We start from the raw sequence: 19,180 nt of genomic DNA, 5'->3' as shown, positions 1-19,180 counted from the left end.
TCAGACCCGCCCGCCCCTGGGCGCCGGCCATTGCCCGATGCAAGGGCAAGGTCCGCCACGGCCATCGAGCAATGCTCTGGCCAGTGGAGGGTGAGGGTCTGGTGGATTCACGCGGCAGCCGGCAGGCCGAGGCCGCCGGTACTTTTGAGAAGAAATCGAATGTCCACGATAGCAGACAACATCGCCCAGCTCGCCGAGCGCATCCGCAGCGCCTGCCAGGCCGTACAGCGTGACCCGGCCAGCGTCCAGTTGCTGGCCGTGAGCAAGACCAAGCCCGCCGCCGCCCTGCGCGAAGCCTACGCCGCCGGCCTGCGGGACTTCGGCGAGAACTACCTGCAAGAAGCCCTGGGCAAGCAACAGGAACTGGCCGACCTGCCCTTGAGTTGGCACTTCATCGGCCCCATTCAGTCGAACAAGACCCGTGCCATCGCCGAGCACTTTGCCTGGGTGCATTCCGTGGATCGCCTGAAAATCGCCCAACGCCTGTCCGAGCAACGCCCGGCCGAGCTGCCGCCGCTGAACATCTGCATCCAGGTGAACGTCAGCGGCGAAGCCAGCAAATCCGGCTGCACCCCGGCCGACCTGCCGGCCCTGGCCAGCGCCATCAGCTCATTGCCGCGCCTGCAACTGCGCGGGCTGATGGCGATACCCGAGCCCACCGAGGATCGGGCCGCCCAGGAGGCTGCCTTCGCCGCGGTGCAGGCCTTGAACAATCAACTGCGGGACAGCCTCAAGCTGCCCCTGGACACCCTTTCCATGGGCATGAGCCACGACCTCGAAGCGGCCATTGCCCAAGGCGCCACCTGGGTGCGGATCGGCACCGCGCTGTTTGGCGCCCGCGACTACAGTCAGTCCTGATGCGACTGACCCTGACCTCTCATAAGGACCTGTCATGAACACGACTCGTATCGCTTTTATCGGTGCCGGCAACATGGCGGCCAGCCTCATCGGCGGCCTGCGCGCCAAAGGCCTGGAGGCGGCGCAGATCCGCGCCAGCGACCCCGGAGCCGAAACCCGGGCCAAGGTGGCGGCCGAGCACGGCATCCAGGTGTTTGCCGACAACGCCGAGGCCATCGCCGGCGTCGACGTGATCGTTCTGGCGGTCAAGCCCCAGGCCATGAAAGCCGTGTGCGAGGCCCTGCGTCCAAACCTGCAGCCGCAGCAGCTGGTGGTGTCCATCGCCGCCGGCATCACCTGCGCCAGCATGAGCCACTGGCTCGGCGAACAACCCATAGTGCGCTGCATGCCCAACACCCCGGCGCTGCTGCGCCAGGGCGTCAGCGGCCTGTATGCCAACGCCCGGGTCAGCCCTGAACAGCGCCATCAGGCCGAGGAGCTGCTGTCCGCCGTGGGCATCGCCCTGTGGCTGGATCAAGAGCAGCAACTGGACGCGGTGACCGCCGTCTCCGGCAGCGGCCCGGCCTATTTCTTCCTGCTGATCGAAGCCATGACCGCCGCCGGCGAGAAACTCGGCCTGCCACGGGAAACCGCCGCCCAACTGACCCTGCAAACCGCCCTGGGCGCTGCCCACATGGCCGTTTCCAGCGACGTCGACGCCGCCGAACTGCGCCGCCGCGTGACCTCGCCGGCCGGGACCACGGAAGCGGCCATCAAATCCTTCCAGGCCAACGGCTTCGAAGCCCTGGTGGAGCAAGCCCTAGCTGCCGCCGCGCACCGTTCGGCCGAGATGGCCGAACAACTCGGTCGTTAATTCGCCCCCACAAAGGAACCCATAATGTTCGGACTCAACGACGCTGCCATTTTCGTGATTCAGACCCTGGGCAGTCTGTACCTGCTGGTGGTCCTGCTGCGCTTCATCCTGCAAGTGGTACGGGCGAACTTCTACAACCCGATCTGCCAGTTCATCGTGCGCGCCACCCAGCCGCTGCTCAAACCCATGCGCCGGGTCATTCCCAGCGTGTTCGGCCTGGACCTGTCGTCGCTGGTCCTGGCGCTGATCGTGCAGATGCTGCTGTTCGCCATCATCCTCACCCTCAGCTACATCCCCTTCAACGTCCTCGGGCTGCTGCTCTGGGCGCCGATCGGCATCTTCGCCCTGCTGCTCAAGGTGTGGTTCTTCGCCATGATCATCAGCGTGATCCTGTCCTGGGTCGCGCCCGGCAGCCAGAGTCCGGGCGCCGAGCTGGCCTACCAGATCAGCGAGCCGTTCCTGGCGCCGTTCCGTCGCATCGTGCCGAACCTGGGCGGCCTGGATATTTCGCCGATCCTGGCCTTTATCGTGATTCAGCTGCTGCAGCAGTGGCTGATTCCCCGCCTGGCGTTCTACACCTTCATGCCCCGCGAGCTGTTCGGGCTGATCTGATGAGTTTTTTCCGCTGGGACGGTGACGATCTGATTCTCGATTGTCACCTGCAACCCAAGGCCAGCAGCGATGAGTTCGCTGGCCTGCATGGGGAGCGCTTGAAAATCCGCCTCACCGCGCCGCCCGTGGAGGGCAAGGCCAATGCGCACCTGATGGCGTTCCTGGCCAAGGCCTTCGGCATCCCCAAGAGCCACGTCAGCCTGATCAGCGGCGAGTTGAACCGGCAGAAGCGCGTGCGCCTGCAAGCGCCGAAGAAGCTGCCGGATCTGCCGGGGCTGGCGCGTCCCGTCTGATTCGCCGACAAGCCGGCGCCTGCGCCCCATGTCAGCTGTAGGAGCTGGCTTGCCAGCGAAGCTCCCCCGCCATTTTCCCCGACGAAACACAGCCCCGGGCTTTGCTTGCCGCTGGGGGCAGTGGTCTTTAGACTTACGCCTCATTTGAACGAGAGCAGGATCGATGCCAACTGCCTTCCCCCCCGATTCTGTTGGTCTGGTCACACCGCAACTGGCCCACTTCGGCGAACCCCTGGCCCTGGCCTGCGGACGCTCGCTGCCCGCCTACGACCTGATCTATGAAACCTATGGTCAGCTCAATGCCAGCGCCAGCAACGCGGTGCTGATCTGCCACGCCCTGTCTGGCCATCATCACGCCGCCGGTTACCACAGCGTTGATGACCGCAAGCCCGGTTGGTGGGACAGCTGCATCGGTCCCGGCAAGCCCATCGATACCAACAAGTTCTTCGTGGTCAGCCTCAACAACCTCGGCGGCTGCAACGGCTCCACCGGCCCCAGCAGCCTCAATCCGGACACCGGCAAGCCGTTCGGCGCCGACTTCCCGGTGCTCACCGTGGAAGACTGGGTGCACAGCCAGGCGCGCCTGGCGGACCGCCTGGGCATCGGCCAGTGGGCGGCGGTGATCGGCGGCAGCCTGGGCGGCATGCAGGCCCTGCAATGGACCATCACCTACCCGGACCGGGTCCGGCACTGCCTGGCCATCGCCTCGGCGCCCAAGCTCTCGGCGCAGAACATCGCCTTCAACGAAGTGGCGCGCCAGGCGATCCTCACCGACCCGGAATTCCACGGCGGCTCGTTCCAGGAACAGGGCGTGATCCCCAAGCGCGGGCTGATGCTGGCGCGCATGGTGGGGCACATTACCTACCTGTCCGATGACTCCATGGGCGAGAAATTCGGCCGTGGCCTCAAGAGCGAGAAGCTCAACTACGACTTCCACAGCGTCGAGTTCCAGGTGGAAAGCTACCTGCGCTACCAGGGCGAGGAGTTCTCCGGGCGGTTCGACGCCAACACCTACCTGCTGATGACCAAGGCCCTGGACTATTTCGACCCGGCGGCGAACTTCGACGACGACCTGGCCAAGACCTTCGCCAACGCCAGCGCCAAGTTCTGCGTGATGTCCTTCACCACCGACTGGCGCTTCTCCCCGGCCCGTTCCCGGGAGCTGGTGGACGCGCTGATGGCCGCGCGCAAGGACGTCTGCTACCTGGAGATCGACGCGCCTCAGGGGCACGACGCCTTCCTGATCCCGATCCCGCGCTACCTGCAGGCCTTTAGTCACTACATGAACCGCATAACGCTGTGAGGACACGATGAGAGCCGATCTGGAAATCATCCAGGAATGGATCCCCGCCGGCAGCCGCGTCCTCGACCTGGGCTGCGGCAACGGCGAGCTGCTGAGCTGGCTGCAGGAACACAAGCAGGTCACCGGCTACGGCCTGGAAAACGACCCGGACAACATCGCCGAGTGCGTGGCCAAGGGCATCAACGTGATCGAGCAGGACCTGGACAAGGGCCTGGGCAACTTCGCCAGCAACAGCTTCGATATCGTGGTCATGACCCAGGCCCTGCAGGCCGTGCACTACCCGGACAAGATCCTCGACGAAATGCTTCGGGTCGGGCGCCAATGCATCATCACCTTCCCCAACTTCGGTCACTGGCGCTGCCGCTGGTACCTGGCCAGCAAGGGCCGGATGCCGGTCTCGGAGTTCCTGCCGTACACCTGGTACAACACGCCGAACATCCACTTCTGCACCTTCGAGGATTTCGAAGAGCTGTGCCGCGAGCGCCAAGCCCGGGTGATCAACCGCCTTGCCGTCGATCAACAACACCGCCACGGGTGGGCCAGTAAGCTATGGCCTAATCTGTTGGGAGAGATCGGCATCTACCGCGTCAGCAGTCCCGGTCTGCAAGAGCACAAAGTCGCGGTTTAAACCACGTTGCATCGAGGAGAACCATCATGGGACGTCTGGTGACATTTCTATTGGCTGCCTGCCTGAGCTTCAGCGCCCTGGCCGCGGACCCGATCAAGAGCGAACGCAAGGAGGTGTTCGGTGACATCACCGTGCACTACAACACCTTCAACTCCACCTACCTGCAACCTGACGTCGCCAGGGCCGCGGAGCTGGTTCGCAGCAAGAACCAGGGCGTGATCAACGTGTCCCTGATCAAGGATGGCAAGCCGTTGGTCGGCCAGGTCAGCGGCACGGTCAAGGACCTGACCAGCAAGAGCATCCCGCTGAAGTTCCGCCAGATCAGCGAACAGGGCGCGATCTACTACATCGCCCAGTTCCCGGTGGAACAGCAGGAAACCCGTACCTTCACCATCACCGTGCAAACCGGTGGTGACACCAACAGCTTCAGCTTCAACCAAGAGCTATTCCCGGGCGAATAATGAACCTTACGCAACTCGTACTGGCCAGCCACAACGCCGGCAAACTCAAAGAACTCCAGGCCATGCTCGGCGCCTCGGTGCAATTGCGCTCGATCGGCGAGTTCAGCAGCGTCGAGCCGGAAGAAACCGGCCTGTCGTTCGTCGAAAACGCCATCCTCAAGGCGCGTAATGCCGCGCGCATTTCCGGCCTGCCGGCGCTGGCCGACGATTCCGGCCTGGCGGTGGACTTCCTCGGTGGCGCGCCGGGCATCTACTCGGCGCGCTATGCCGACGGCCAGGGCGACGCGGCGAACAACGCCAAGTTGCTCGACGCCTTGAAGGACGTGCCAGAAGCGCAGCGCGGCGCGCAGTTCGTCTGCGTCCTGGCCCTGGTGCGGCACGCCGACGATCCGCTGCCGATCCTCTGCGAAGGCCTGTGGCACGGGCGCATCCTCACCGCCGCCAGCGGCGAGCACGGCTTTGGCTACGACCCGCTGTTCTGGGTGCCGGAACGTGACTGCTCCAGCGCCGAGCTGGGCCCCGAGGAGAAAAACCGGCTCAGCCACCGCGCCCGCGCCATGGCCATTCTGCGGCAACGCCTGGGCCTGCAATGAGCCAAGACCGATCCGCGTCGCCGCTGATTCTCGGCGGCGCGCCAACGCCTCGGGCGGCGCTGCCCCAGTTGCCGCCCCTGGCGCTGTACATCCACATCCCGTGGTGTGTACGCAAATGCCCCTATTGCGACTTCAACTCCCACGCCGCCAGCCCGACGCTGCCGGAAGAAGAGTACGTCGACGCCCTGCTCGCCGACCTCGATCTGGAGCTGCACGCGGTCCATGGCCGCGAGCTGAGTTCGATCTTCTTCGGCGGTGGCACCCCGAGCCTGTTCAGCGCCCAGGCCCTCGGCCGGCTGCTCAAGGGCGTGGAACAGCGCATCCCCTTCGCCGGCGATATCGAAATCACCCTGGAAGCCAACCCCGGGACCTTCGAGCAGGAGAAGTTCACCGCCTACCGCGCCCTGGGCATCAACCGCCTGTCCATCGGCATCCAGAGCTTCCAGGAACAGAAGCTCAAGGCCCTCGGGCGCATCCACAACGGCGATGAAGCGATCCGCGCCGCCGGCATGGCGCGCCAGGCCGGGTTCGACAACTTCAACCTGGACCTGATGCACGGCTTGCCGGACCAGTCCCTGGACGATGCCCTGGACGACCTGCGCCAGGCCATCGCCATGAAGCCGACCCACCTGTCCTGGTACCAGCTGACCCTGGAACCCAACACCGTGTTCTGGAACCAGCCGCCAGTGCTGCCGGAAGACGACACCCTGTGGGATATCCAGGAAGCCGGCCAGGCGCTGCTGGCCGAGCATGGCTACGCCCAGTACGAAGTCTCGGCCTACGCCCAGCCCGGGCGCGCGGCGCGGCATAACCTGAACTACTGGAGCTTTGGCGACTTCATCGGCATCGGCGCTGGCGCCCACGGCAAGCTCAGCCACCCGGACGGGCGCATCCAGCGCACCTGGAAGACCCGCCTGCCCAAGGACTACCTGAACCCGGCCAAGCCGTTCAAGGCCGGCGAGAAAGACCTGGGCAACGAAGAACTGCCGTTCGAGTTCCTGATGAACGCCCTGCGCCTTACCGACGGTGTGGACGCCGCACTGTTCGCCCAGCGCACCGGCCTGGACCTGAGCAGCCTTGCCGAAGGCCGGCGCCAGGCCGAACAAAGCGGCTTGTTGCAGGTCGAACCGTCACGCCTGGCGGCCACGGCCCGTGGGCAACTCTTCCTCAATGACCTGCTGCAATACTTTCTGATCTAAGGAAATCACATGGATCTGGTACTCGACCTGCTTGCCACCGTGTCCCGCTGGAGTCGCAGCAACCTCTCGGAAATCGCCCTGGCACTGGTGGGCTGCCTGCTGGTGCTGTTCGGCGCGGACATCAAGGGCTGGGTCGAGCAACGCCTGGGTGGCATCGCCGGCGCCCTGCGCGTGCCGCTGATGGCCCTGCTGTGCATGGTCGGCAGCGGCCTGGCGCTGATCTACGCCACGCCGTGGATCGTCCGCGGCCTGAGCCAGTTCAACAACTACAGCCTGGCGCCGGTGCTGCTGGTGGTGCTGGTGCTGATCGGCGTGATCGCTGATCGTCGCTGATTCGCAAGGCCCCTTCGCCGGCAAGCCGGCTCCTACACCAAGCCGGCGAACGCAATCCAACGGCCGCTCCCGCTATCAAGGAAGAACATGAGCAAGAAAGTCATCGAGGACATCAGCAAGTTCCTCAGCTACGTGCTGCGCCACGAGCCCCAGGCCATCGGCCTGGAACTGGACAGCCAAGGCTGGGGCGACATCGACGCGCTGATCAGCGGCGCCGCCAAGGGCGGCCGACAACTGAGCCGGGAACTGATCGAGCGGGTGGTCGAAGGCAACGACAAGAAGCGCTTCGCCCTCTCCGCTGACGGCCAGCGTATCCGCGCCGTTCAGGGGCACTCCAACAAGACCGTGCAATTGCAGCTTGAGGCAAAGCAACCGCCCGCCGTGCTCTACCACGGCACCGCAACGCGCTTCATGGAGTCGATCAATGAGAAGGGGCTGATCCCGGGTTCACGGCACCACGTGCACCTGTCCCAGGAGATCGACACCGCCCGGGCCGTGGGCCAGCGTTACGGCCAGGTGGTGATCCTGCAGATCGACGCCCAGGCCATGCAGGCCCAGGGCTTCAGGTTCTATCAGGCGGAGAATGGGGTGTGGCTGACCGACCAGGTGCCGGTCGATTTCATCCAAGCCCTGTAGGAGCCAGCTGGCTGGCGAAGGCGCCCTTATAGGCTCCTTCGCTAGCAAACCAGCGCCTACAACAGCGGCTGCGCGGGGCTCAGTCGATTTTTTCGAACTTCAGGTCCCACACGCCGTGACCCAGACGCTCGCCACGACGCTCGAACTTGGTGATCGGGCGCTCGGCCGGGCGCGGCACGCACTTGCCGTCTTCGGCCAGGTTGCGATAACCCGGGGCAACGTTCATCACTTCCAGCATGTATTCGGCATAGGGCTCCCAGTCGGTGGCCATGTGCAGAATGCCGCCCACCTTGAGCTTGCTGCGCACCAGCTCGGCGAAGGAGGCCTGGACGATGCGGCGCTTGTGGTGCCGGCTCTTGTGCCACGGATCGGGGAAAAACAGCATCAGGCGATCCAGGCTGTTGTCGGCGATGCAGCGGTTGAGCACTTCAATCGCGTCGCAATCGTAGACCCGCAGGTTGGTCAGGCCCTGGGTCAGCACGCCGTTGAGCAGCGCGCCGACACCCGGACGGTGAACTTCCACGCCGATGAAGTCCTGCTCCGGGGCCGCCGCGGCCATTTCCAGCAGCGAGTGGCCCATGCCGAAGCCGATTTCCAACGAGCGCGGCGCCGAACGGCCGAACACCTGGTCGTAGTCCACCGGGGCGTCGGCCAGGGGCAGCACGTACAGCGGCGCGCCCTGATCCAGGCCGCGCTGCTGGCCTTCGGTCATGCGCCCGGCGCGCATCACGAAACTCTTGATGCGGCGGTGTTGGCGCTCGTCGCCGGCTTCCGGCTGGATTGGCGTGTCGTTTGATTCAGTCATCAATGGCTCTTACTTGATCAGACCATCCAGCGGCGAGGAGGCGCTGGCATAGAGTTTCTTCGGCATGCGACCGGCGAGGTACGCCAGGCGGCCCGCGACAATCGCGTGTTTCATGGCTTCGGCCATCATTACCGGTTGCTGCGCGTGGGCGATGGCCGAGTTCATCAGCACCGCTTCACAGCCCAGCTCCATGGCGATGGTGGCGTCGGAAGCGGTGCCGACACCGGCATCCACCAGCACCGGGACCTTGGCTTCTTCGAGGATGATCTGCAGGTTGTACGGGTTGCAGATCCCCAGCCCGGTGCCGATCAGGCCGGCCAGCGGCATGACCGCGATGCAGCCCATTTCCGCCAGCTGGCGGGCGATGATCGGGTCGTCGCTGGTGTAGACCATCACGTCGAACCCTTCCTTGACCAGCACTTCGGCGGCCTTGAGGGTTTCCAGCACGTTGGGGAACAGGGTCTTCTGGTCGGCCAGCACTTCCAGCTTTACCAGGTTGTGACCATCGAGCAGCTCACGGGCCAGGCGGCAGGTGCGCACGGCTTCGACCGCGTCATAGCAGCCGGCGGTGTTGGGCAGGATGGTGTAGCGATCCGGCGGCAGGATATCCAGCAGGTTCGGTTCGCCCGGGTTCTGGCCGATATTGGTCCGGCGCACGGCGACGGTGACGATCTCGGCACCCGAGGCCTCGATGGCCAGGCGGGTTTCTTCCATGTCGCGGTACTTGCCGGTGCCTACCAGCAAACGCGACTGGTACGTCCGACCGGCCAGGACGAAAGGCTTGTCACTACGAACGTTGCTCATCGGAAATCCTCTGTTGGGGTGAGGTTCTTGCAGAATTCTTTATCAGGCCCGGGGCGCTGGTGACCCACGATCCCGGGCCGGTGAAAGCATGTCGTCCATGAGAGGGCCCGGAGTCGGGCCAGGGCGCTGCGCAGATCAGCGCCAGCGCTGCTGAGGCCAGTGACTAGCCGCCGCCGATGGCGTGGACCACTTCCACCTGGTCGCCCTCGTTAAGGGCGGTTTCGGCGTGCTGGCTGCGCGGAACGATATCCAGGTTGAGCTCCACCGCGATCCGCCGTCCGCTCAGTTGCAGCTGGCTCAGCAGCGCCGCAACGGTCGAGCCGTCGGGCAGTTCAAAGGATTCACCGTTCAACTGAATGCGCATGCTCAAGGCCGCCATCATTTTTAGGGGCCAGCATTCTAGCCCGATCGTGACCTAAAGGTCAGCTATAAGCGTCAGGCGGCCCCTTGCAGGCGCCAGGCGGCGAGCCCCAGCAGGAACCAGCCAACGAGGAAGGCCAGACCGCCGAACGGGGTGATGATGCCCAGCTTGCCGATGCCGCTCAGGGTCAGCAGGTACAGGCTGCCGGAGAACAGCAGGATGCCCAGGGTGAAGGCTGCGCCAGCCCAGGTCACCAGCCGCCCGGGAACATGCGCCGCCAGCAAGGCGACGCCGAACAGGGCCAGGGTGTGCACCAACTGGTAGGTCACGCCGGTATGAAAAATAGCCAGGTATTCCGTGCTCAGGCGGTTTTTCAGGCCGTGGGCGGCGAAGGCGCCGAGGGCAACCCCGGTGAAACCGAAGAAGGCGGCCAGCATCAGGAAGCCACGCAGCATGAGGAACTCCAGTCAGATTCAGCGCAAAGGGTCTGTATAATGGCGCGCTCAACGGGTTCGGCCAAGCCATCTCTATGCTGCGTTATCTGTTTCGTCGCCTTGTAAAAGCCTTGATGTGGTTCGTGGTCGGTAGCGTGCTGCTGGTGCTGCTATTTCGTTTCGTGCCGCCACCGGGCACCGCCCTGATGGTGGAGCGCAAGATCGAATCCTGGATCGACGACGATCCCATCGACCTGCAGCGCACCTGGACACCCTGGGACGAAATCTCCGACAACCTCAAGCTGGCGGTCATCGCCAGCGAGGATCAGAAATTCCCCGACCACTGGGGCTTCGACATCGATGCGATCCAGGCGGCCCTGGCCCACAACGAACGCGGCGGCTCGATCCGCGGCGCCAGCACCCTGAGTCAGCAAGTGTCGAAGAACCTGTTCCTGTGGTCCGGCCGCAGCTACCTGCGCAAGGGCCTGGAAGCCTGGTTTACCGCCCTGATCGAGGTGTTCTGGCCCAAGCAGCGGATTCTCGAGGTCTACCTCAACAGCGCCGAGTGGGATGAAGGGGTATTCGGCGCCGAGGCGGCTGCGCGCCATCATTTCGGCGTCAGCGCGGCCAGCCTGTCGCGCCAGCAGGTCAGTCTGCTGGCGGCGGTGCTGCCCAATCCACGGGTGTGGAGCGCAGCGCGGCCCAGCACCTATGTGCTGCAGCGGGCCGGCTGGGTTCGGCGACAGATGAGCCTGTTGGGCGGCACCGATTATCTGAATCGATTGAACGAGTCGCGCAAGGCGCCTTGGGCGGAGTAACCCGAGACTGGTTTTACACCTGCTCTTCTTGAGCAGGTTCGAAAGGGGCGCCGGGCTGGGGATTCGCCGGCAAGCCGGCTCCTGCGACAACCGCACAAACAAAAACGCCCCGATCATCTCGGGGCGTTTTGCATGACGCTTCAGGCTTAGGCGGCGATGGACAGTTTCAGTTTGTTCATCGCGCTTTTTTCCAGCTGGCGAATACGCTCGGCGGAAACGTTGTACTTCTGCGCCAGGTCGTGCAGCGTGGCTTTCTCTTCGGCCAACCAGCGCTGGTAGAGAATGTCGCGGCTACGCTCGTCCAGCACTTCCAGCGCTTCGTGCAGGTTGTGGGTGGAGTTGTCGCTCCAATCGGCATCTTCCAGTTGCAGCGCCGGGTCGTAACGATGGTCTTCCAGGTAGTTGGCCGGCGATTGGAAGGCGCTGTCGTCGTCCGCTTCAGCGGCCGGATCGAAGGCCATGTCCTGGCCGGTCAGACGGCTTTCCATCTCGCGCACTTCACGGGGCTCGACGCCCAGGCTTTCCGCCACGCGATGCACTTCTTCATTGTTCAGCCAGGCCAGACGCTTCTTCTGGCTGCGCAGGTTAAAGAACAGCTTGCGCTGGGCCTTGGTGGTCGCGACTTTGACAATCCGCCAGTTACGCAGGATGAACTCGTGAATCTCTGCCTTGATCCAGTGCACGGCAAAGGACACCAGGCGCACGCCCATTTCCGGGTTGAAGCGCTTCACGGCTTTCATCAGGCCAACGTTGCCTTCCTGGATCAGGTCGGCCTGGGCCAGCCCGTAGCCGGAATAGCTGCGGGCGATATGTACGACAAAACGCAGGTGGGCGAGCACCATCTGCCGAGCCGCCTCAAGATCCTGCTCATAGTAGAGACTCTCGGCCAGTTCACGCTCCTGCTCGGGCGTCAGCAATGGAATGCTGTTCACCGTGTGCACATAGGCCTCCAGGTTGGCGCCTGGAACCAATGCGTAAGCAGGTTGCAAAGAAGTGGTCATACGAAAAAACCTCCGACTCACATAACTCGTGCAGTTCAGCACTGCGAAAATTGACCGGGAACCGCGAAACAAGTTCCCAAATATTCTGAAAGGTCAATACAAGCAAAAAGACATTACTTCGGTGCCAGCTCCCTCAGGTGGCGGGCCACCGCAATCCACGCACCGATATAACCCAACAGCACCGCCCCAAGCAAGAGCGACAGACCATCGGCGACCGGCACTCCCGCAAGGGCAAAATCACTGCCATACAGGCCAGCCAGACCGACCACCGCGTCGTTCAGCCAATCCAGGCCGAACGCCAGTACGCCCCAGGACAGAATCCCCGCACCGAAGCCATACAGCGCGCCCATATAAAGGAAGGGACGTCGCACATAGCTGTCCGTGCCGCCGACGAGTTTAATCACTTCTATCTCGGTGCGGCGGTTTTCAATATGAAGACGAATGGTATTGCCTATCACCAAAAGTAATGCAGAAACCAACAGCACCGTCAGACCGAAGACAAAACGGTCCCCCAGCTTGAGGATCGCCGCCAGTCGCTCGACCCAGACCAGGTCCAGCTGCGCCAATTGCACCTTGGGCATGTCCGCCAGACGCTGGCGCAAGGCCTCAAGCGTAGCCTTGTCCACCTCGTTCGGCGTCACCAGCACCACACCCGGCAACGGGTTGTGCGGCAACTCGCGCAAGGCCTCGCCCAGCCCGGACTGCTGCTGGAACTCTTCCAGGGCCTTTTCCTTGCTGATGAACTCGGCATCCGCCACCCCGGGCAGGCCCTTGATCTCTGTACTGAGTTTCTCGCCCTCGGCCGCCGAGGCACCCAGCTCCAGGTACAGCGAAATCTGCGCCGCCCGCTGCCAGGAACCGCCCAGGCGTTCGACGTTGTTGAGCAGCAGCGACAGCCCCATGGGCAGGCTCAGGGCCACGGCCATCACCAGGCAGGTAAAGAAGCTGCCGATGGGCTGCTTGCCCAGGCGCCGCAGGCTGTCCAGCAGGCTGGCACGATGGCTTTCGATCCAGGCGTGCAATAGCGTGGCGAAATCCGGGCCGTCGTCTTCGTCGCGTTTTTTCTTTGGTGGCGGCGCTTCGGAAGCCTTGGGCGCTACGCGCTCCGCCACTTTAGGGGTACGTGTTGCACTCATACGCCGGCCTCCCCGTCACCGATCAGTCGGCCGCGCTGCAGGGTCAGCATGCGGTGACGCATGCGCGCGATCAGCGCCAGGTCGTGACTGGCGATCAGCACGCTGGTGCCCAGGCGGTTGATATCTTCGAACACGCCCATGATTTCCGCCGCAAGACGCGGGTCGAGGTTACCGGTGGGCTCGTCCGCCAGCAGCAGGGCCGGACGGTGGACGATGGCCCGGGCAATGCCCACGCGCTGTTGCTGGCCTGTGGACAGGTCGCCGGGGTACAGATCGGTCTTGTCCGACAGGGCCACGCGCTCCAGGGCCGAATCCACCCGCTTGGCGATTTCCGCCTTGGACAGACCGAGGATCTGCAACGGCAGCGCCACGTTGTTGAACACGGTGCGATCGAACAGCAATTGGTGGTTCTGGAACACCACGCCGATCTGCCGCCGCAGGAACGGGATCTGCGCGTTGCTGATCTGCCCCAGGTCCTGGCCGGCCAGCAGCAGCTTGCCCGAGGTCGGGCGCTCCATGGCCAGCAGCAGGCGCAGCAAGGTGCTCTTGCCGGCGCCGGAGTGGCCGGTGACAAACAGGAATTCGCCGCGACGGACGCGAAAGCTCAGCTCATGCAGGCCAACGTGGCCATTGGGATAGCGCTTACCGACCTGTTCGAAACGAATCATGAACGCTCCCGCTCGGCAAACAGTGCCTGGACAAAGGGTTCGGCTTCAAAGGTACGCAAGTCGTCGATGCCTTCACCGACCCCGATATAGCGAATCGGCAGGCCGAACTGCTTGGCCAGGGCGAAGATCACCCCGCCCTTGGCCGTGCCATCGAGCTTGGTCAGGGCCAGGCCGGTCAGTTCCACGGTCTGGTTGAATTGCTTGGCCTGGTTGATGGCGTTCTGGCCAGTACCGGCGTCCAGCACCAGCAGCACTTCGTGGGGCGCATCGGCGTCGAGCTTGCCGATCACCCGACGGACTTTCTTCAGCTCTTCCATCAGATTGTCTTTGGTGTGCAGGCGCCCCGCCGTGTCGGCGATCAGCACATCGATACCGCGGGCCTTCGCCGCCTGCACCGCATCGAAGATCACCGAGGCGGAATCGGCGCCGGTGTGCTGGGCGATCACCGGGATCTTGTTGCGTTCGCCCCAGACTTGCAGTTGCTCCACCGCCGCGGCGCGGAAGGTGTCGCCAGCGGCCAGCATGACTTTCTTGCCTTCCAGCTGCAGCTTCTTCGCCAGCTTGCCGATGGTGGTGGTCTTGCCGGCGCCGTTGACGCCCACCACCAGGATCACGAAAGGCTTGTTCTGGGCGACGATTTTCAGCGGCTGCTCCACCGGCTTGAGCATGCTGGTGAGTTCGGCCTGCAACGAGGCATACAGCGCGTCGGAATCGGTGAGCTGCTTGCGCGCCACCTTCTGGGTCAGGTTCTGGATGATCACCGAAGTCGCCTCGACCCCGACGTCGGCGGTCAGCAGGCGGGTTTCCAGATCTTCCAGCAAGTCGTCATCGATGGCCTTCTTGCCCAGGAACAGGCTGGCCATGCCTTCGCCGATACTGGCGCTGGTCTTGGACAGGCCCTGCTTCAAACGGGCGAAGAAACCGACCTTGTTCTCTTCAGCAGGACGGACTGGCTCGACCACAGGCTCGGGCTCCGCCGCTTGGGCAACCGGCTCGGCAACAGGAGCAGGAGCAGGAGCAGGAGCAGGAGCAGGAGCAGGAGCAGGAGCAGGAGCAGGAGCAGGAGCAGCAGGCTCGGGGGCGACGAAGACCGGCGCTACCGGAGTGTGCACTTCGAGCACTGGCGCCGGAGCGACAACCGGGGCTTCGACCACCGGTTCAGGCGCAGCGGCCAGGGCCGGAATCGGCGGCGCGACATGCTCCGCCTGGGTGTCCTCCACCAGCGCCACCGGCTCTTCCGCAACCGGCAGCGTCAGCCAGGGCTTGTGCTCCGGGCTCGGAGTCAGGGGCAGCTCGGGCGCGGCGGCCGCGACCGGCTCGGCCTCGACCCGGGGTTGCAGCACCGGCTCGCCGGTCGACAGCACCACCGGCTCGCTCGGGGCGACGCTGGGTGCGGTTTCAATGACCGGAGCCGGTACGGGCTCGACAGGCACTTGCGGCTGTTCGACGACGGGTTCCTGCGGCTTTTTGCGCAGCCATCCGAACAGGCCTTTCTTCTCGCCAGCCGCGGCTGGGGTCTTTTTGTCGTCGTTGGAACCAAACATGGAGACGGCTATCTCAAGGTAGCGATGCGCCACTGGGCGCCTCGGTAAATAAATATTCGATGCAGAACAGACTGTGTTTATTCCAGCTTGTTCACGCGCAACATGTTGTCGAAATGCCCAAAAGCACTTCAAGGAGCGATTTTACTAAAGGACTGGAACGGCAAAATCGGCGAAAAGTCGCAGTTTAGCTGACAAATCAAGGCTTATTGCCGGTAACTCATACAACCTGCTCAAGTACCTGCTGATCCGCGAAGACCTGATAGGCGTGGCCGCCAGTAAAACGGATCAGTATCCTAGCACCTCCTCGCCCGCTGACGCTAAGAACACACGGGCAGCCCAACAGGTTTAAAAACGAATGAATGCTCTAGCCCGCCGCGCCGCAGGCCTGCTGCTCAGCACAGTTTGTCTGCCCCTTGCAGCCCTGGCTGCCGACCCGCAACCCACCCACGAATTCACCCTCGACAACGGCCTCAAGGTCGTGGTCCGCGAAGATCATCGCGCGCCGGTGGTGGTGTCCCAGGTCTGGTACAAGGTCGGCTCCAGCTACGAAACCCCGGGCCAGACCGGTTTGTCCCACGCCCTGGAACACATGATGTTCAAGGGCAGCGAGAAGGTCGGCCCCGGCGAAGCCTCGTTGATCCTGCGCGACCTGGGCGCCGAAGAGAACGCCTTCACCAGCGACGACTTCACCGCTTATTACCAGGTCCTGGCCCGCGACCGCCTGGGCGTGGCCCTGGAACTGGAAGCCGACCGCATGGCCAGCCTGCGCCTGCCGGCCGACGAGTTCGCCCGCGAGATCGAAGTGATCAAGGAAGAACGCCGCCTGCGCACCGACGACAAGCCGCTGTCCAAGGCCTACGAGCGCTTCAAGGCCATGGCCTACCCGGCCAGCGGCTACCACACGCCGACCATCGGCTGGATGGCCGACCTGAACCGGATGAAGGTCGAGGAACTGCGCCACTGGTACCAGGCCTGGTACGTGCCGAACAACGCCACCCTGGTGGTGGTCGGCGACGTCACTCCGGACGAAGTGAAAACCCTGGCCCAGCGTTACTTCGGCGCCATTCCCAAGCGTGACGTGCCACCGGCGAAGATCCCCATGGAACTGGCCGAGCCCGGCGAGCGCCTGATCACCCTGCACGTGAAGACCCAACTGCCGAGCCTGATGCTGGCCTTCAACGTGCCGAGCATCGCCACCGCCGAGGACCAGCGCTCGGTGCACGCCCTGCGCCTGGCCGCGGCCCTGCTGGACGGCGGCTACAGCGCGCGCATCCCGACCCTGCTGGAGCGTGGCGAAGAACTGCTGTCCAACGGTTCCACCAGCTACGACGCCTACACCCGGGGCGACAGCCTGTTCATGCTCTCGGCCACCCCCAACAGCCAGAAGAAGAAAACCATCGCCCAGGCCGAGGCCGGGCTGTGGCGCCTGCTGGAGCAACTGAAGACCACCCCGCCGTCCGCCGAGGAACTGGAGCGGGTGCGGGCCCAGGTGATCGCCGGGCTGGTCTACGAGCGTGACTCCATCACCAGCCAGGCCAGCGCCATCGGCCAGCTGGAAACCGTCGGCCTGTCGTGGAAGCTGATGGACACCGAGCTGGCGGAACTGCAAAGCGTGACCCCGGAAGACATCCAGAAGGCCGCCCGCACCTATTTCACCCGGGAGCGTATGAGCGTGGCCCACGTACTGCCTGAGGAGTCCGCTCATGAGTAAGCGCAAGAATGCTTCACCGGTCCTGCTGGGCCTGGCCCTGGTCGCCCTGCTCACCGCCGGTGGCCTGTACCTGTCGCGCTCCGGCGAGACTAATGCCAGCCAGGCCCTGGACAACGCCAAGAGCAGCCAGAAGCTGCAGTCCCTGGCCGAGCTGGATGGCAAGGCCCCCAGCCATCGCAACCTCAATGTGCAGACCTGGAACACCGCCGAAGGCGCCAAGGTGCTGTTCGTCGAAGCCCGCGAGCTGCCGATGTTCGACATGCGCCTGATCTTCGCCGCCGGCAGCAGCCAGGACGGCAACACCTCCGGCCTGGCCCTGCTGACCAATGCCATGCTCAACGAAGGCGTACCCGGCAAGGATGTGGGCGCCATCGCCCGGGGCTTCGAGAGCCTGGGTGCGGATATCGGCAACGGCGCCTACAAGGACATGGCCGTGGTTTCGCTGCGCAGCCTCAGCGCGGTGGATAAACGCCAGCCGGCGCTGAAGCTGTTCGCCGAAGTGGTGGGCAAGCCGACCTTCCCGGCCGACTCCCTGGCGCGGATCAAGAACCAGCTGCTCGCCGGCTTCGAGTACCAGAAGCAGAACCCCGGCAAGCTGGCCAGCCTGGAACTGATGCAGCGCCTGTACGGCAGCCATCCCTATGCGCATGCCAGCGAAGGCAACGCCAAGAGCGTTCCAACTATCACCCAGGCGCAACTGCAGGCCTTCCACGCCAAGGCCTATACCGCCGGCAACGTGGTGATCGCCCTGGTCGGCGACCTCTCGCGCAGCGACGCCGAAGCGATTGCCGCGCAGGTTTCCGCCGCCCTGCCCAAAGGCCCGGCCCTGGCCAAGGTCGAGCAACCCAGCGAACCCAAGGCCAGCATCGGCCATATCGAATTCCCGTCGAGCCAGACCAGCCTGATGCTGGCGCAACTGGGCATCGACCGTGACGATCCGGACTACGCCGCCGTATCCCTGGGCAACCAGATCCTCGGCGGTGGCGGTTTCGGCACCCGGCTGATGAGCGAAGTGCGCGAGAAACGCGGCCTGACCTACGGCGTCTACTCAGGCTTCACCCCGATGCAGGCCCGCGGCCCGTTCATGATCAACCTGCAGACCCGCGCGGAAATGAGCGAAGGCACCCTGAAACTGGTGCAGGACGTGTTCGCCGACTACCTGAAGAACGGCCCGACCCAGAAGGAACTGGACGACGCCAAGCGTGAACTGGCCGGCAGCTTCCCGCTGTCCACCGCCAGCAACGCCGATATCGTCGGCCAGCTGGGCGCCATGGGCTTCTACAACCTGCCGTTGAGCTACCTGGAAGATTTCATGCGTCAATCCCAGGCACTGACGGTGGAACAGGTCAAGGCCGCCATGAACAAGCGCCTGAGCATCGACAAGATGGTCATCGTCAGCGCCGGCCCCACCGTCGCGCAAAAGCCGTTGCCGCCCCCCACTGACAAACCCGCCGAGCAGCCGCTCGGGGTTCCGGAGCACTGATGGCCCGTCCAGCCCGTCCCAGCAAGAAACCCGTCCATAACCAGCACAATGGCGTGGGCCAGTTGCGCATCATCGGCGGCGAATGGCGCAGCCGTAAGCTGAGCTTCCCCGACCTGCCGGGGCTGCGCCCGACCCCGGACCGGGTGCGCGAAACCCTGTTCAACTGGCTCGCTCCCTATGTCGCCGGGGCCAAGGTCATCGACCTGTTCGCCGGCAGCGGCGCGGTGTTCCTCGAAGCCCTGTCCCGTGGCGCCGCCACGGGCCTGGCCCTGGACAGCAGCAGCGTGGCCATTTCCAGCCTGCGCGAGCACCTGGGCACCCTGCGCTGCACCGTGGGCCAGGCGCAGACCGCCGATGCCCTGCGCTACCTGGAAACCCAGCCGGCGACGCCGTTCGACCTGGCCTTCCTCGACCCGCCGTTCAACCAGAACCTGCTGCCCGCCGCCTGCGCCCTGCTGGAAGAGCGCGGCTGGCTGGCGGACGACGCCTGGATCTACACCGAAAGCGAAACCGCGCCATCGACCCTGGGCCTGCCCGGGCGCTGGCGCCTGCACCGTGAACAAAAATCCGGGCAGGTCTACTACTCGCTGTGGCAACGTATGGCAGACAACGCCGCGTAGCCCCTGCCTACGTTTGGCCGGAACAA

The 19,180-nt window shown here is 64.3% G+C and carries 23 protein-coding genes; 15 read left to right on the top strand and 8 right to left on the bottom strand.

What is annotated here, in order from left to right; genetic code table 11:
* The first annotated feature begins 159 nt into the window (after positions 1-159).
* The 11 genes from GGI48_RS17375 to GGI48_RS17325 all read left to right on the top strand — a co-directional run bounded on the left by GGI48_RS17375 (position 160) and on the right by GGI48_RS17325 (position 7,769).
* Positions 160-858, top strand: a complete 699-nt coding sequence (locus GGI48_RS17375; protein ID WP_016967631.1) for a YggS family pyridoxal phosphate-dependent enzyme — start codon at positions 160-162, stop codon at positions 856-858.
* Between the two features lie 34 nt (positions 859-892).
* Positions 893-1,711, top strand: coding sequence for a pyrroline-5-carboxylate reductase (proC, locus tag GGI48_RS17370; protein ID WP_016967630.1), 819 nt, complete (start codon positions 893-895; stop codon positions 1,709-1,711).
* A 24-nt stretch (positions 1,712-1,735) separates the two neighbouring features.
* Positions 1,736-2,323, top strand: coding sequence for a YggT family protein (locus GGI48_RS17365; protein WP_016967629.1), 588 nt, complete (start codon positions 1,736-1,738; stop codon positions 2,321-2,323).
* A complete protein-coding gene (locus tag GGI48_RS17360; protein WP_179599341.1) occupies positions 2,323-2,616 on the top strand; it encodes a DUF167 domain-containing protein in 294 nt (97 codons plus the stop codon). Before GGI48_RS17365 ends, GGI48_RS17360 begins: the two co-directional genes overlap by 1 nt.
* 163 nt (positions 2,617-2,779) lie before the next feature.
* Positions 2,780-3,919 carry a homoserine O-acetyltransferase gene (locus GGI48_RS17355; protein ID WP_179599339.1) on the top strand — a complete coding sequence of 380 codons (1,140 nt, stop codon included), beginning with the start codon at positions 2,780-2,782 and terminating at the stop codon, positions 3,917-3,919.
* Between the two features lie 7 nt (positions 3,920-3,926).
* Positions 3,927-4,547 carry a methionine biosynthesis protein MetW gene (metW, locus tag GGI48_RS17350; protein WP_016967626.1) on the top strand — a complete coding sequence of 207 codons (621 nt, stop codon included), beginning with the start codon at positions 3,927-3,929 and terminating at the stop codon, positions 4,545-4,547.
* Between the two features lie 26 nt (positions 4,548-4,573).
* The gene (locus tag GGI48_RS17345; protein WP_016967625.1) at positions 4,574-5,008 is read left to right on the top strand and encodes a DUF4426 domain-containing protein; all 435 of its coding nucleotides are present in this window, start codon (positions 4,574-4,576) and stop codon (positions 5,006-5,008) included.
* Positions 5,005-5,601 carry an RdgB/HAM1 family non-canonical purine NTP pyrophosphatase gene (rdgB, locus tag GGI48_RS17340; RefSeq protein ID WP_179602044.1) on the top strand — a complete coding sequence of 199 codons (597 nt, stop codon included), beginning with the start codon at positions 5,005-5,007 and terminating at the stop codon, positions 5,599-5,601. The genes GGI48_RS17345 and rdgB overlap by 4 nt, the downstream gene beginning before the upstream one ends.
* On the top strand, positions 5,598-6,800 hold the full coding sequence (hemW, locus tag GGI48_RS17335) for a radical SAM family heme chaperone HemW (protein ID WP_260620448.1): 1,203 nt from the start codon (positions 5,598-5,600) through the stop codon (positions 6,798-6,800). The genes rdgB and hemW overlap by 4 nt, the downstream gene beginning before the upstream one ends.
* A gap of 9 nt (positions 6,801-6,809) precedes the next feature.
* Positions 6,810-7,133, top strand: a complete 324-nt coding sequence (locus GGI48_RS17330) for a DUF3392 domain-containing protein (protein ID WP_016967622.1) — start codon at positions 6,810-6,812, stop codon at positions 7,131-7,133.
* Positions 7,134-7,220: 87 nt separating this feature from the next.
* On the top strand, positions 7,221-7,769 hold the full coding sequence (locus tag GGI48_RS17325; RefSeq protein ID WP_016967621.1) for an RNA 2'-phosphotransferase: 549 nt from the start codon (positions 7,221-7,223) through the stop codon (positions 7,767-7,769).
* Positions 7,770-7,848: 79 nt separating this feature from the next.
* Here the strand turns inward: GGI48_RS17325 and trmB are convergent, their stop codons facing one another.
* The 4 genes from trmB to GGI48_RS17305 form a co-directional block, all read right to left on the bottom strand.
* Positions 7,849-8,574: a tRNA (guanosine(46)-N7)-methyltransferase TrmB gene (trmB, locus tag GGI48_RS17320; protein WP_016967620.1), complete on the bottom strand. Its 726-nt coding sequence runs from the start codon at positions 8,572-8,574 to the stop codon at positions 7,849-7,851.
* A 9-nt stretch (positions 8,575-8,583) separates the two neighbouring features.
* The gene (locus tag GGI48_RS17315; protein ID WP_011064024.1) at positions 8,584-9,378 is read right to left on the bottom strand and encodes a thiazole synthase; all 795 of its coding nucleotides are present in this window, start codon (positions 9,376-9,378) and stop codon (positions 8,584-8,586) included.
* A gap of 163 nt (positions 9,379-9,541) precedes the next feature.
* Positions 9,542-9,742 (bottom strand): sulfur carrier protein ThiS, encoded by a 201-nt coding sequence (gene thiS / locus GGI48_RS17310; protein ID WP_179602040.1) that lies wholly within the window; start codon positions 9,740-9,742, stop codon positions 9,542-9,544.
* A gap of 71 nt (positions 9,743-9,813) precedes the next feature.
* Positions 9,814-10,194: a DUF423 domain-containing protein gene (locus GGI48_RS17305; RefSeq protein ID WP_179599337.1), complete on the bottom strand. Its 381-nt coding sequence runs from the start codon at positions 10,192-10,194 to the stop codon at positions 9,814-9,816.
* 74 nt (positions 10,195-10,268) lie between these two features.
* Between GGI48_RS17305 and mtgA the strand changes: the two genes are divergently transcribed.
* A complete protein-coding gene (gene mtgA, locus GGI48_RS17300) occupies positions 10,269-10,991 on the top strand; it encodes a monofunctional biosynthetic peptidoglycan transglycosylase (protein ID WP_179599335.1) in 723 nt (240 codons plus the stop codon).
* Positions 10,992-11,137: 146 nt separating this feature from the next.
* Here the strand turns inward: mtgA and rpoH are convergent, their stop codons facing one another.
* The 4 genes from rpoH to ftsY all read right to left on the bottom strand — a co-directional run bounded on the left by rpoH (position 11,138) and on the right by ftsY (position 15,340).
* Positions 11,138-11,992: an RNA polymerase sigma factor RpoH gene (gene rpoH / locus GGI48_RS17295; RefSeq protein WP_016967616.1), complete on the bottom strand. Its 855-nt coding sequence runs from the start codon at positions 11,990-11,992 to the stop codon at positions 11,138-11,140.
* A gap of 113 nt (positions 11,993-12,105) precedes the next feature.
* Positions 12,106-13,128, bottom strand: coding sequence for a permease-like cell division protein FtsX (gene ftsX / locus GGI48_RS17290; RefSeq protein WP_016967615.1), 1,023 nt, complete (start codon positions 13,126-13,128; stop codon positions 12,106-12,108).
* Complete coding sequence (ftsE, locus tag GGI48_RS17285) at positions 13,125-13,796, bottom strand: cell division ATP-binding protein FtsE (protein WP_016967614.1); 672 nt, start codon at positions 13,794-13,796, stop codon at positions 13,125-13,127. Before ftsE ends, ftsX begins: the two co-directional genes overlap by 4 nt.
* Positions 13,793-15,340: a signal recognition particle-docking protein FtsY gene (gene ftsY, locus GGI48_RS17280; RefSeq protein WP_179599333.1), complete on the bottom strand. Its 1,548-nt coding sequence runs from the start codon at positions 15,338-15,340 to the stop codon at positions 13,793-13,795. Before ftsY ends, ftsE begins: the two co-directional genes overlap by 4 nt.
* Before the next feature lie 355 nt (positions 15,341-15,695).
* Between ftsY and GGI48_RS17275 the strand changes: the two genes are divergently transcribed.
* Genes GGI48_RS17275 through rsmD form a run of 3 tightly spaced genes read left to right on the top strand, consistent with a single transcriptional unit; the run spans position 15,696 to position 19,154 of the window.
* Positions 15,696-17,051 carry a M16 family metallopeptidase gene (locus GGI48_RS17275; RefSeq protein ID WP_103741292.1) on the top strand — a complete coding sequence of 452 codons (1,356 nt, stop codon included), beginning with the start codon at positions 15,696-15,698 and terminating at the stop codon, positions 17,049-17,051.
* On the top strand, positions 17,044-18,534 hold the full coding sequence (locus GGI48_RS17270; protein WP_179599331.1) for a M16 family metallopeptidase: 1,491 nt from the start codon (positions 17,044-17,046) through the stop codon (positions 18,532-18,534). The genes GGI48_RS17275 and GGI48_RS17270 overlap by 8 nt, the downstream gene beginning before the upstream one ends.
* The gene (rsmD, locus tag GGI48_RS17265; protein ID WP_060841554.1) at positions 18,534-19,154 is read left to right on the top strand and encodes a 16S rRNA (guanine(966)-N(2))-methyltransferase RsmD; all 621 of its coding nucleotides are present in this window, start codon (positions 18,534-18,536) and stop codon (positions 19,152-19,154) included. Before GGI48_RS17270 ends, rsmD begins: the two co-directional genes overlap by 1 nt.
* The last annotated feature ends 26 nt before the right edge of the window (positions 19,155-19,180 follow it).

The organism is Pseudomonas protegens (genome assembly GCF_013407925.2).
In the GTDB taxonomy this organism is placed as follows: domain Bacteria; phylum Pseudomonadota; class Gammaproteobacteria; order Pseudomonadales; family Pseudomonadaceae; genus Aquipseudomonas; species Aquipseudomonas fluorescens_AP.
The sequence above is the reverse complement of the archived record's forward strand: the minus strand, read 5'-3'. Positions and strand labels throughout refer to the sequence as shown.